The sequence below is a fragment of the Ewingella allii genome, from assembly GCF_044430645.1.
GTDB classification, from domain to species: domain Bacteria; phylum Pseudomonadota; class Gammaproteobacteria; order Enterobacterales; family Enterobacteriaceae; genus Ewingella; species Ewingella allii.
The window spans coordinates 145,750-158,513 of record NZ_JAWUDN010000005.1 but is presented as its reverse complement, the minus strand read 5'-3'; the positions used below and the strand labels follow the sequence as shown (position 1 = coordinate 158,513).

The 12,764-nt window shown below is 53.0% G+C and carries 9 protein-coding genes; 4 read left to right on the top strand and 5 right to left on the bottom strand.

What is annotated here, in order from left to right:
- Positions 1 to 182: 182 nt before the first annotated feature.
- Together SBO83_RS13110 and SBO83_RS13105 are read left to right on the top strand one after the other, a co-directional pair.
- Positions 183 to 1,505 carry a metabolite/H+ symporter gene (locus SBO83_RS13110; RefSeq protein WP_396131807.1) on the top strand — a complete coding sequence of 441 codons (1,323 nt, stop codon included), beginning with the start codon at positions 183 to 185 and terminating at the stop codon, positions 1,503 to 1,505.
- Between the two features lie 51 nt (positions 1,506 to 1,556).
- Entirely contained in the window at positions 1,557 to 2,330 is a 774-nt protein-coding gene (locus tag SBO83_RS13105; protein ID WP_396131806.1) for a CDP-diacylglycerol diphosphatase, read from the top strand.
- Between the two features lie 37 nt (positions 2,331 to 2,367).
- Here the strand turns inward: SBO83_RS13105 and SBO83_RS13100 are convergent, their stop codons facing one another.
- Together SBO83_RS13100 and pdeH are read right to left on the bottom strand one after the other, a co-directional pair.
- The gene (locus tag SBO83_RS13100) at positions 2,368 to 4,431 is read right to left on the bottom strand and encodes an AsmA family protein (protein WP_396131805.1); all 2,064 of its coding nucleotides are present in this window, start codon (positions 4,429 to 4,431) and stop codon (positions 2,368 to 2,370) included.
- Positions 4,432 to 4,537: 106 nt separating this feature from the next.
- Positions 4,538 to 5,314 (bottom strand): cyclic-guanylate-specific phosphodiesterase, encoded by a 777-nt coding sequence (pdeH, locus tag SBO83_RS13095; RefSeq protein WP_396131804.1) that lies wholly within the window; start codon positions 5,312 to 5,314, stop codon positions 4,538 to 4,540.
- A 256-nt stretch (positions 5,315 to 5,570) separates the two neighbouring features.
- Here pdeH and SBO83_RS13090 point away from each other — a divergent pair, with 256 nt between their 5' ends.
- Positions 5,571 to 5,786 carry a 2-hydroxymuconate tautomerase family protein gene (locus SBO83_RS13090; protein WP_154145740.1) on the top strand — a complete coding sequence of 72 codons (216 nt, stop codon included), beginning with the start codon at positions 5,571 to 5,573 and terminating at the stop codon, positions 5,784 to 5,786.
- A 216-nt stretch (positions 5,787 to 6,002) separates the two neighbouring features.
- Entirely contained in the window at positions 6,003 to 6,929 is a 927-nt protein-coding gene (locus tag SBO83_RS13085) for a 2-dehydro-3-deoxygluconokinase (RefSeq protein ID WP_396131803.1), read from the top strand.
- A gap of 105 nt (positions 6,930 to 7,034) precedes the next feature.
- On the opposite strand, the gene SBO83_RS13080 is transcribed toward SBO83_RS13085, so the two are convergent.
- From SBO83_RS13080 to hmsP, 3 genes are all read right to left on the bottom strand, one after another.
- Entirely contained in the window at positions 7,035 to 8,558 is a 1,524-nt protein-coding gene (locus SBO83_RS13080) for an insulinase family protein (protein ID WP_396131802.1), read from the bottom strand.
- A gap of 336 nt (positions 8,559 to 8,894) precedes the next feature.
- Positions 8,895 to 10,178 (bottom strand): C4-dicarboxylate transporter DctA, encoded by a 1,284-nt coding sequence (locus tag SBO83_RS13075; RefSeq protein WP_396131801.1) that lies wholly within the window; start codon positions 10,176 to 10,178, stop codon positions 8,895 to 8,897.
- Positions 10,179 to 10,484: 306 nt separating this feature from the next.
- A complete protein-coding gene (hmsP, locus tag SBO83_RS13070; protein WP_396131800.1) occupies positions 10,485 to 12,464 on the bottom strand; it encodes a biofilm formation regulator HmsP in 1,980 nt (659 codons plus the stop codon).
- Positions 12,465 to 12,764 lie beyond the last annotated feature (300 nt).

The following is a 12,764-nucleotide window of genomic DNA, read 5'->3' as shown; positions in this document are numbered from 1 at the left end:
TTTATTGAACAGATAAACCTGATATCACTTCAGATGGAAAACATTCCCCCATTTGGTGCAATTGCGCCTTTCTCCCTCCGCCCTCTGGCGTTGAAAACGTCACATTCCCTGCTTAATATGCCTTTAGCAAACATTTCTTTACATAACATCCATCCTTTCAATCACAATAAGAATCATCGCTTATGCAAGCCTCAGTCACACCAGAATTAGCAGCTGACGCCCACCTGGTCAGCCAAAACTCCCGCGGCAAAGTCATCGTTGCGTCGCTGATCGGCACGGCCATCGAATTTTTCGACTTCTATATCTACGCCACGGCAGCGGTGATCGTTTTCCCGCACATCTTCTTCCCGCAGGGTGACCCAACGGCGGCAACACTACAGTCTCTGGCGACCTTCGCCATTGCCTTTATCGCCCGCCCAATTGGCTCGGCGCTGTTCGGCCACTTCGGCGACCGCGTTGGCCGTAAAGCCACGCTGGTTGCCTCGCTCCTCACCATGGGGATTTCAACCGTGGTGATTGGCCTGCTGCCAACCTACGCCAGCATTGGCGTTTTCGCCCCTCTGCTGCTGGCACTGGCGCGTTTTGGTCAGGGCCTGGGCTTGGGCGGTGAGTGGGGCGGCGCGGCGCTGCTGGCGACGGAGAATGCGCCCGCCAAGAAGCGCGCGCTTTACGGCTCCTTCCCGCAGCTTGGTGCGCCGATTGGCTTCTTCTTCGCTAACGGCATGTTCCTGCTGCTGTCCTGGTTGCTGACTGAAGAACAATTTATCGACTGGGGCTGGCGCGTGCCTTTCCTGCTCTCCGCCGTGCTGGTACTGATTGGCCTCTACGTGCGCGTTTCTCTGCATGAAACGCCGGTGTTCGCTAAAATTGCTAAGGCCGGAAAACAGGTTCGCATCCCTATCGGCACCCTGTTTAGCAAGCACCTGAAAGCCACCGTACTGGGCATGTTCATCATGGTGGCGACTTACACCCTGTTTTACATTATGACTGTCTATTCATTGAGTTACGGCACGCAGCCGAAGCCGCTGGGCTTGGGCATTACTCGTAATGACTTCCTGCTGATGCTGATGATTGGCGTAGTTGGTTTTGGCGTGATGGTGCCGATTGCCGGCCAGCTGGCGGACTCCTTTGGCCGTCGCAGAACCATGATTTGCATTACTCTGCTGATGATTGTCTTTGCCCTGCTGTTCCCTTCCCTGCTGGGTTCGGGTTCACAGACGCTGGTAATGATTTTCCTGCTGTGCGGCTTTGTGGTGATGGGGCTGACCTTCGGCCCGATGGGCGCCCTGCTGCCAGAACTCTTCCCGACCGAAGTTCGCTATACCGGCGCGTCATTCTCTTATAATGTGGCATCGATTCTTGGTGCATCGGTTGCGCCTTACATCGCGACCTGGCTGGCAACCCGCTACGGCCTGTTCTATGTCGGCGTCTATTTGGCTTCCATGGCGCTGATCACCCTGATCGCGCTGCTGCTGTCGAAAGAGACTCGCGACCAGTCACTCTGATTGATTCCCCCGCATCACTCGGTGCGGGGATTTTCTAAGGACTTATCCCTCATGCGTTTGACTCGCCGTTCCCTCATTCCGCTGGTGATTTTGGCCGTCATTATCGCCGCCGGTTTATGGTTATTCCTGCCCAATAAATCCAACCCAAATGCCCTGTGGAACATCATTAGCCAGAAGTGTGTGCCCAACCAGCGCGCCAACGGGCAGCCCGCTCCCTGCTCTCAGGTCGATGAAAAGCAAGGCTTTGTGGTGATGAAGGATAGAAACGGCCCGCTGCAATTCCTGCTGATGCCGACGGCTAAAGTCACCGGCATGGAAAGTCCGGCGCTGCTGGAAGACGCCACGCCGAACTACTTCAGCCAGGCGTGGGAAGCGCGGCACTATATGGCGGATAAATACGGCAAACCTATTGATGACAGCAATGTCTCACTGGCGATTAACTCACAGTACGGACGCACCCAAAACCAGCTGCATATCCATATCTCCTGCCTGCTGCCAGAAGTGAAAAATACGCTGGTGAAAGACGCCGGGCAGATAGGCTATCGCTGGCAAGAGCTGCCGGATCAGCTGATTGGCCACACCTACTTAGTGCGCAAAGTCGCGCCTGCCGAGTTGAATCAAAAAGGAGCTTTCCGCCTGCTGGCCGAGGGTGTTCCGGAAGCGCGCGAGAAGATGGGGCATTTCGGTATGGCGATGGTGAGCCTGTCTGGCGGGGATTTCCTGCTGCTGGCCAACCAGCGTAATCTGCTCAAAATGAACAACGCCTCGACCGAAGAGATTCAGGACCACGATTGCGCAGTCCTGAATCCGGTGCCGAAGTCTTGATCTTTTCTCCCCCTCTGCACGAGGGGGAGGATTGCTGCTACTTCTCTTTCATCTTCTGTAAGATTGGGCCGCACTGGTTTTGCTCATTATCACTTGGGGAAATCAGTGCCAGCAGGGCAGCGGCTGGGGCGACGACCGCGCCGAGAGCCACGGCGGCGGCACCGCGAGCAATCAGAGGACCAGGCTTCACGCCGGCGTCTGGATTTTTATAGGTGCCACGCACATAGAGCGGCGAGCGCAGGGTCAGCACGCGAACTCCCTTACTCTCAGGATCGATGGTTAAATCGAGACGCTCGGTTGCCATGTTGGTTGTGCCGGTAATGTTGATCACCGCATTTTCCGTGTCGAAGACGAACAACCGTGGCGAAACCAAACCATTTTTGATGTTCACATTGGCCGCCGCGCAGTTGATAGCCACTTCGTCATCGCCGAAGATTTTACCCACTACGTAGTTACCGACGTTCAGGCCGACGATCTCCATCAGGCTGCGGCTTATGACCCCGTCATTGATCAGCAGTTTCATGTCGCCATTACTGCTAACCAGCAGAGCCGCCACCGAGTTGCCGGTGCCCGACAAAGTAGCATCACCATTCAAATCACCCAGACTGCGCTCCATCGACTGGACGTTCGGCAGCAGCTGTTTCAGCTTCAAGCCGCGCGCATGCATATCCACTCGGCCGCGCATTGGCGACTTGTCCCCCTCCAGTCGCACGGTGGAGTTGAGATTGCCGCCCGCCACGCCAAAGCGCAGCGGATCCATCAGGATAACGCCGTTGTTGAGTTTAAGATGGGTGCTCAGGTCGCTCAGCGGCAGCGACTTACCGTGTTCAATGCGTTTGGCGCTGAACTTCACGTCAGCATCCATCACGTCCCAACTCTTGGTGTCAAATTTCTCCACCGGCAGCACTTTGTCTGAAGGCTGGCGGGTGGTTTCGCCACGCTTGGCCTTGTCTTTGTTGGAATCAGCACCAATCAGCGGCGCGAGGTCGGCAAAGCGTAGCTGCTTGGATTCCACACTGCCGCTTAGGCTTGGGCGAGGCTTGCTGGCGCGATAGGTCAGCGAGCCGTGAATATCACTGTCACCAATTTGGCCGTTGAAGTTCTGATAGCGATAAACCGCGCCATCTTTGTCGTGCAGCGTCGCGGTTAAGTGGCCGTCGGTGGAATAGGACGGAGTCTGCGGCAAGAGCACGCCCGTCAGGCCGTAGAGGTCGGATAGCGTCTGGCCGGAGAATTTAAGGCGCAAATCCAGAGCGCCAAGGTTCATCGGGTCGGTCAGGGTCCCGGCGACGGCAACGCGGGTATTGCCCGAACGCACGTCAGCCTGCAGTGGGAAGCGGGAGTCTGGGTCTTTCAGCGCCAGCATGCCGCCGATTTTGCCGCTACCCGACAATGGCTCGCCGTTGTACTTACCATCCACTTTCCAGCCGAAAACGTAATCTGGCGTTTTGCCTTTATCCGCCGTCTTCTTGTCGCCCTTCTCGCCGACCACTTCGGTGAAAGGCAGCGGTTTGCCTAAGGGATCAATCACCGCGCGGAAATCCGCCTTGAGCGGCGCGTCTTTGTAATCAATCTGCCCACGGTCAAACACGATGTCATTAAGGGTGAAGGACCACGGCGAGGCGGGCTGGTCTTTATCTTTGGTGTCGCTGTTCGCCAGATTAAACGTCCAGTTATTTTTACCGTTGGCGAGGCGGATCAGCGAAGCATTCGGCTGTTTGAGCCAAATACGCGGGATAAGCACTTCTTTATGCAGCAGGGCCAGCGGCGCCAGACTGGCGTCTACGCGGGCCAGCGTGACCATTTGTGCATCTTTGGTGGCGCCCGGCACGTCTTCAGGATTTCCTAAGACAATATCTTCGGCATGCACGTGCGGCCAGGGCACCCAGGCCCGCCAACCAGCTTCATCTTTCTGACGCGACCAGTCTACGCCGAGGTTTCCGCGTATCGCAAAGCTGCGGTTTAATTCGGCAGAGACCTTCTGATTGATGGTGGGTTTCAGGCGATTCCAGTCAAACAGCGAGATGAAAATCACGATGGCAATCAACAAAATAACGATAATCCCCACCACCCAGCTAACCACTTTACCTGTGCGCGTCATTAGTCTATTCCTATCAGAGAGTTAACTGATTCATAGACCTAACCATAGTTGAGTTTGCCGCAGCTTGCATAATCGGCACGGGAGGGAAAAACGTGACAGAACGTGATTATTCTGGGAAATGTATAGGCAGTTTATCGAGTTGATCGAAGGTTTTCGGCCGCGATAAGTAGTATCCCTGAGCCGCCAGCGCATCAGATTCACGCACCATCGCCCACTCTTGCGCCGTCTCGACACCTTCGATAATCACCCCTTTACTGTAGCGATTCATCAGCGTGACAAGGGTGAAAAATAGCCTCGACCCCTCTTCACTCTGGCGCAGCAGAATAAACAGGTCGCGCGCGATTTTGATGTACTCGTAATGCCAGGTGGTAAAGGAAGAGAAGTTGGCGATGCCCTGACCGAAATCGTCGAGCCATAGCCGGTCAGACTGCTCAATTTTGGAAAGTGGGATGCTCAGCGCGTGTTCAGCGCTTTCGACTAACTCGAAGCGCACGTAGGGCATGGTATTGATCTGCCGTTTCAGGGCGCTATCGGACTGCAAAGCCTCCAGCACTTGCCCATCAACGTTAATGGAAGCAAGCAGGCCGTGCTCGACAAACAGTTGCTGCCATTGCTGCAATAAATCGAGTTGTTCTTGAACGATTTGTACACGTTTGCCTATCGCAACGGCGACAAAGTACTCTTCTGGCGAGACAAATTTCTGTGGTGCCGACGGATGGAAAATCCCGGTAAGTAATTCAATACCCAGTAACTTTCCAGACGTGCGGTAAATGGGCTGAAAGCGATACACCCTCTGACACTGGCGCCAGTAGGACTGTGCCCTGACGCGTTCGATGACAGAAAATGTTGGCATCATCAGACCTAACATCATCTTCGTTATCATATTTTTATGCCGCCATACTTTCTGTTGCCAGAAATAAAAATCATCCAATCAGGTCACATGCGGCAACATGCTTTGCGTGGCTCTACGGACAGCCCGCCCCCCTGCTTCCACTTCGTAGTGATAACTATCGGCGTCGCCGGAGGAAACTTTAATCACCTTGCCCGGTACTACGCGCAGCAGCACAAAATAGCCCGCTATCAGGCTAGACGTCTCCCCTCTCAGGCTCTACATTGATGACTTAACAACGCTTATAAATATGGAGAAAGCCATGCCTTACGTGAATATTAAAATTACCCGCGACGGTGCCACCGCTGAGCAAAAAAAGGCGCTAATTGAAGGCGTTACCCAACTATTGGTGGATACCCTCGATAAAAACCCAGCCACCACCACGGTCATCATCGACGAGATCGACACTGACAACTGGGGCATTGGCGGGCAGAGCGTGACCGAGCGTCGTAACGCAGCTAAATAAGCGCCACCCTTCGTGACCAAGATAACGGCGAAAGCTCTCCGGCTTTCGCTTTTTATATGGCTATTTTTCACTTCTTCGAGACGCCTCGAAAAAAAGTAAAACTGCGTTTTAATAGTATTGACTGCCCCCTCGTCAGCGAAGAGACTACGTGCATGATTTCGCCAACTTGATTGCGCCAAACAGTCGCTTCCATCTCTTAAGACAAGGCCCGTTTCAATGACCAGAAAAATTGCCGTTATCGGCGAGTGCATGATTGAACTGTCTCAGAAAGGCTCCTCCCTGCATCGCGGCTTTGGCGGCGACACGCTCAACACCTCGGTTTATATCGCCCGCCAGGTTCCCGCAGACGCGCTGGAAGTGCAGTACGTCACGGCATTGGGCACGGACAGTTTCAGCAATGAGATGCTGTCAGCATGGCAGCAGGAAGGGGTGAAAACTGATTTGACCCAGCGTCTCGATAACAAACTACCGGGTTTATATGTGATTGAAACTGATGAAACGGGCGAGCGTACCTTCTATTACTGGCGTAATGACGCCGCCGCGCGTTACTGGCTCGACAGCCCGAAGTCCGCCGAGATCTGTCAGCAACTGGCTGAATTTGATTACATTTACCTCAGCGGCATCAGCCTCGCTATTCTTAACGATAAAAGCCGCGAGCGACTGATGACTTTATTGCAGGCTTGCCGCTCACGCGGCGGCAAAGTCATTTTCGACAACAATTACCGCCCACGCCTGTGGGCCAGCAAAGAGCAAACCCAGTCAGCTTATAACGCGATGCTCTCTTGCACCGACATCGCCTTCCTGACGCTGGATGACGAAGACATGCTGTGGGGCGCGAAGCCGTATGACGAAGTTATCGCCCGCACTCACGCGCTCGGCGTCAGCGAAGTGGTGATCAAGCGCGGCGCAGAGAGCTGCATCGTCTCCGCCTCTGACGGCAAGCTGTATGACGTGCCTGCGGTGAAGCTGCCGAAAGAGAAAGTCATCGACACCACCGCTGCCGGAGACTCCTTCAGCGCCGGCTATCTCGCCGTCCGCCTGAACGGCGGCAGCCCAGAAGAAGCCGCCATTCGCGGCCACAAGACGGCCAGCACGGTTATCCAATATCGCGGGGCGATCATTCCTAGGGATGTGGCTTTTTGAAAAAAGCTGGGTAAAAAGTTTTAGGGGAAGGTCGGGTTAGTTCAGGATGGGAGTGGGTTTGCTCCTTCTCCTCTCAGAGGAGAAGGAGCTAAAAACTCTAAAACTTTATTGCCCCTGCACTGCCGCCGCTGCATTACTCGCCGCATCGGCAGGTGCCGCCTCAGGGGCTACAGCAGGAACCATGATTTGATCGTAGGTTTCCTGCAACAGCTTGACGCTCATCTCTGGCTCGCCTTTCGGCTGGACCAGCAACAAGGCCGGGTCGCGTGAAAGCTGCTGTTTCAGCTCCTGATTCAATACCGGCAGGGTCAGGGAAGAGAGGAACTCCTGACGCAGTTTCTGATATTGCTCTGGAGCGATATCCACCACGCCATTCTGCTGGGAACGCAGGCGTTGGCTCATGAGCACGTCAGTGTCGGTGCGGGCATAAGTCGCAAACAGCTTGCTGAGCTGATCGTTCTTCTGCGCAATCAAGGCATCAAACTCGGCCTGAGACAGTCCGGTATCGCGCACTTTGAGCAGCTCTTGTGACAGGTGCTTCAGCGAATCAAGCATCTTGTCTTGGGCGGCGTCCATGCGTATTGCACACTGGGCGCGCTGGTATTGCACGCGGCAGTCGAAGCTTAAGTTAGGCACCGGCATATCGGCGCTGGCTTTTGACTCTTTACCGTCAGGCGAAGTTTTCAACGCCTGCTGTAAATGCCAGAACAAGGCTTCCCGCGCTAAATCGCTGCGCCAATAAGTGCTCAATGCCTGTGAGTCTTGGATCGGCTGCCACGGCGTATCCCACAATAGCGACAGCTTATCCTGCGTGATGGAGTCATCCATCAGCGTCATGGCTTTTGGTGGCAGGCTGGCAAGCGTTGGCAAGGTCTGCGGCGTCTCGCGAGTGCCTTTCAGCTTGGAGAAGGTTTTGTTGATCTGCTCGCTGAGATTGCGGCTGCTATCGACATTCCCCACCACGTACAGCGTCATGGCGTCCGGGGAGTACCACTGATGATAGAACTGGCTCAGCGCCTTGGCATCGACCGGATGTGCCGGAGGCTGGCTTGGGTCATGACCTAATAATGTTGAACCTTTCAGGCGATAACGCCACCAGGCATCCTGAGTATCCATCGGGATCGAGCCCACGGGATCAGGGGAAATGCGCGCGCCGTCGCTAACAGTATCTGGAGTGATAGGCAACTGACCGGCGGTTGACGCCAACCATGACAGGGCTTCTTTCAGCAGATCAGCACGGCCGTTTGGCAAGCTGATGTTGTACATGGTGAAATCATAAGAAGAGACGGCTGGCGGAAGAGGTCTTACGGTGCTGATAGCCTGTTGCCAGAAAGACTGTAATTGTGCGCTGGTAAACCCTTCGGAATGCGTTAAGGCGATACGAGGAAGAAAATGCGCGAAGCCAGTTTGCTGGCTTGATTCGGCTAAAGAGCCGGTACGGACAATAAGACGTAATTCAATGCGATCGCTTGGGCGTTGCGGCGTTGCCAGCATCTGCCAGGTAAAACCATTGTCTAATTTACCCTGTTGCCAGGCTGGGTCGGGTTGTAGCGCCTCAGCCTGAACATTGCCTGCGGCAACTGCCAGCAGCAATCCACCAACGAGTAAACGAATTTTGGTGCCCTGCATGTGAACCCCTACGTAATGACAATCCAATTTTCAATTTGTCTGTCCTGCCGGTGTCTGACGACTGGCCCACAGGATATCGATGTGTTGAAACGAAGACGGCAAAGTTTAGCACTGTGTTAGACCGCACGTTTTCGCCGATGTCACCGTTCACATGAAAATTTTTAAGAAAAAACTGCCGCAGGGACATCGGGGATGCACATTATGAAGATAATCTTAGGGTTACATCAAGCAACCGTTGGATTTATAGGGAAATTAAGCATGAAAAAGGCAGGTTTGGAGTATTCCAACCTGCCTTTTTTATAACTTACGAACGGTTTTTAGAAACAACGGATCCGATTAAACCGTTTTCCCCGCCGCCAGCTCGGTATTTTTACCAGACAGCTCGGCGTTCAATTGACCTTCATCCAGTTGGTCACACCATTTGGCGACCACGATAGTGGCAACACCGTTACCCACCAGATTGGTCAAGGCGCGTGCTTCGGACATGAAACGGTCGATACCCAGAATCAGCGCCAGGCCGGCAACCGGCAGGTGGCCGACTGCTGACAGGGTTGCTGCCAGAACAATGAAGCCACTGCCGGTCACGCCCGCCGCACCTTTAGAGGAGAGCAGCAGCACAACCAACAGGGTGATTTGGTGCCAGATATCCATGTGGGTATTGGTTGCCTGAGCAATAAACACCGCCGCCATGGTCAGGTAAATCGAGGTGCCATCAAGGTTGAAGGAGTAGCCGGTAGGGATAACCAGACCCACCACTGACTTCTTACAGCCAAGGCGCTCCATTTTATTTAACATGCGTGGCAGAACGGATTCAGACGAGGAGGTGCCGAGAACGATCAGCAACTCTTCTTTTATATAGCTGATAAATTTGAAGATGCTAAAGCCGGTGAAGCGCGCAATCAGCCCCAGCACCACTACCACAAACAGCACGCAGGTCAGGTAGAAGCAGAGAATAAGCTGGCCCAGCTGCACCAGAGAGCCAACGCCATATTTACCAATGGTAAAGGCCATCGCGCCGAATGCACCCAGTGGAGCAAGGCGCATGATCATGTTGATGATGCCGAAAATGACTTTTGAGAAGCTGTCGATGAAGTTGAAGACCAGTTGGCCTTTGTCACCCAGACGGTGCAGCGCGAAGCCGAACAGTACAGCAAACATCAGCACTTGCAGGATGTTACCGCTGGCAAAGGCACCAATCACGCTACCTGGAATAATGTCTAGCAGGAAAGGAATGATCCCCTGGCTTTGCGCTTGTTCGGCGTAAACCGCGACGGCTTTGGCGTCTAACGCGGCTGGGTCAACGTTCATCCCCACGCCTGGCTGAACGATGTTAACGATCACCAGACCAATGATCAGCGCAATGGTACTGACGATTTCGAAATAGAGCAGAGCGATGGCGCCGGTCCGGCCGACGGCCTTCATGCTCTCCATCCCGGCTATGCCGGTTACGACAGTACAGAAAATCACCGGAGCGATGATCATCTTGATTAATTTAACAAAACCGTCACCTAACGGCTTCATTTGTGCGCCTAGATCCGGATAGAAATGCCCAAGCAACACGCCCAGCGTAATTGCCGTTAATACCTGGAAATAGAGGCTTTTAAAGAGACTTTTTTTCATTTATTGCCCACCCTGTATAGATACAACAGCCGTGATAAATACCAAGGCTACCGCTCAAAATTGATAGGCGGGAAAATAACACCGCCATAACAAGATGGAAATAACTTGTTCCGCTTTGTAATTATCTTTGTTTTAAAATAAGAGCTGAAACGATTCAGTTAAAAAGTAATAGGCGAGAAAATACATAAGAACTGTTGCCCCACGGGGGAAAGTCACTAAAACCTTAACGCTATTTTTGCTATTAAAAGAAGGGAGGCATTTATTGGAGATAAATAACTCTCACTAACTTTAGTTTTAAAACTAAAGTTATTTACCGCAAAACTTACTTTCGAATTCAGCTTGCGGCAATGGGGGAGAGAAATAATAACCCTGACCAAAGATAATATTGTTTTCCAGCAGCCATTGGCGCTGCTCGTTGGTTTCGACGCCTTCGGCAATCAGTTGAATATCCATGGCTTTACCGATGGAAGCCACAATGTTCACCATCACATCATCCTCTGGCAGCACGTTGATAAAGCTGCGGTCGATTTTGATGACATCAATTGGCAAGCTGCGCAGGCGATTAAGGTACTCCAGCCCGGAATAGCCCAGGCCAAAATCATCCAGCTCAATAGAGACGCCGGCGGCGCGTAATTCACTTAACAGGATTAAAGCGCGATCCAAATCCTCAATGCGCGCCGTTTCGGTGATTTCTAACACCAGTTGGCCCGGATTGATTTTATAACGGCTGAGCAAACTGCGCAGTTCAGGTAAGAAATTTCGCTGCTGGATTTGAATTCCAGACAGGTTAACCGACAGCGGCAGAGTAATTCCCCTCTGCTGCCAATCCGCCAAAATGCCGCAGCCTAATTCCAGCACTTTATAACCCAACAGCCCCATCACGCCTATTTCTTCCGCCAACACGATGAAATCACTCTCCAGCCCATAACTGCCGTCCACCATTCTGCGTCGCAGCAGGGCTTCGGCCCCCATCACTTTGCCGGTCTGCATATTGAACTGGGGCTGAATAAACAGGATGAAGTCGTTTTGGCCGACAGCGTGCAAAATTTCGTTTTCCTGTAATAGCCGTTTTTGAATTCGGTCCGTCAGCTCTGGTTCAAAGAACAGAATCTGATTTTTGCCTTGTTGGTAGGCGGAAGCGCGCGCCGCGCGGGCATTCGCCATCAGCTGCGTGGCGGTCACTGGCGCTTCACCATCATAATGCACAATGCCGATACTGCCCGTCGGGTGCAGCGCCAGCGGTGTGACATCACTTTGCTGCGGGGCATTGATGCGCTCCATAATATGGCGCGCCAGCCGCATCGCCATAAAAGGGCGGGGAATGTCACTCGCCAGCAAGGCCAGCTCGTTGTAACTCAGCCTTGCCAGCACGCAGTTGGCAGGCAGCACGTCAATAATAGCGTTAATCAGCGGGCAGCTCAGATGGCCATCGTCGCGCAGGCTTTCAATACCAATCAGCAGCAGATGGAAGTCTTTCTCCTTCGTCGCAGCGTTCAGCCGCATCTGCAATTGCGCCATAAACTGCGCTTCATTGTTTAACGAGCTGTCGGTCGTCGAGGTGATGTCCTGCATCTTCTGCTGCATTTTAAGCAGATGCTGCTGATTGCGGTTATAACTGCGGATCAGCATACCAAACTCATCATCCTCGTGGCGCGGGGGCAGAGCCAGCTGATGACTGCAAATTTCGTTTTCAGGCAGGGATTCCAACTCTCGCGCAATGGCCCGCAAGGGTTTTACCACCAGACGATTCACGCACCAGCTCACAGAAATAGTCAAAATCAGCGCCAGCAAGAGATAAGTCGTCAGCATGGTGGAGAGCGCGCTGATGATGAACTGGTACATCCGATAGGAGTCGGCTTGCAGCACTAAATACGCTAAAGGTTTGGGATCTTTCGGGCTGGCCGCCGCCGAATAGAGCGGCACGGAAATCTTCACCGGCAGGTTAAAACCGCGAGTGATCCATTCAGGCACCGGGCGGCCCGCGGGGAAATTAGTATGTAGCGCGGCAATTTCATTGGGCATCACCACGTCAGCGCGGCTGAGAATACCTACCGGACGCAGGGTATTGAGAATGTCTTGTGTTTCATTCAGGTTGACATCAAGCACCGCCTGAGAAAGCGGCTTTCTCACTGAATGCGCAATATTTTCAAGCTGTTGGGCGTAATCCTCCCTCCGCTGCTGCACAAAGTGAAACAGTTGGATGAGGATAAAAATACAGATAGTGATCACCGCAACGGTGGATACCGCCGCCATCTGTTTAATGGTTAATGAACGCCTGACCCGCAACCTAATTCTCCATGACTTGCCAACCTGATCAATCCGCCTATCCTAACAGTGCAAACGGGGGAACAATAGCTTGACGCAGTATACCTGATAAGCCCCCTTTCTCATGCCTTAAGCGAGGGTTTTATGCATTAAAATTCTCTTTTTATATCAAAGAATAATAGTGACTTAATCCCTGAAGGGTTCATGGTATCCCTATTATAAATAGTTAATATTAATCGTCTTAGCCATGCGGCGGCTAATAACGTGAGCAAAATCGGCTATTAGTCTAACGCGGGGGATACCAAAGGGGTTAGTGTGCTA

What these genes read in the sequence shown, in the direction of transcription:
- SBO83_RS13075 (WP_396131801.1), bottom strand. Translation starts at nt 10,178, where the DNA reads ATGAAAAAAAGTCTCTTTAAAAGCCTCTATTTCCAGGTATTAACGGCA.
- SBO83_RS13110 (WP_396131807.1), top strand. Translation starts at nt 183, where the DNA reads ATGCAAGCCTCAGTCACACCAGAATTAGCAGCTGACGCCCACCTGGTC.
- SBO83_RS13105 (WP_396131806.1), top strand. Translation starts at nt 1,557, where the DNA reads ATGCGTTTGACTCGCCGTTCCCTCATTCCGCTGGTGATTTTGGCCGTC.
- SBO83_RS13080 (WP_396131802.1), bottom strand. Translation starts at nt 8,558, where the DNA reads ATGCAGGGCACCAAAATTCGTTTACTCGTTGGTGGATTGCTGCTGGCA.
- SBO83_RS13100 (WP_396131805.1), bottom strand. Translation starts at nt 4,431, where the DNA reads ATGACGCGCACAGGTAAAGTGGTTAGCTGGGTGGTGGGGATTATCGTT.
- SBO83_RS13090 (WP_154145740.1), top strand. Translation starts at nt 5,571, where the DNA reads ATGGAGAAAGCCATGCCTTACGTGAATATTAAAATTACCCGCGACGGT.
- pdeH (WP_396131804.1), bottom strand. Translation starts at nt 5,314, where the DNA reads ATGATAACGAAGATGATGTTAGGTCTGATGATGCCAACATTTTCTGTC.
- SBO83_RS13085 (WP_396131803.1), top strand. Translation starts at nt 6,003, where the DNA reads ATGACCAGAAAAATTGCCGTTATCGGCGAGTGCATGATTGAACTGTCT.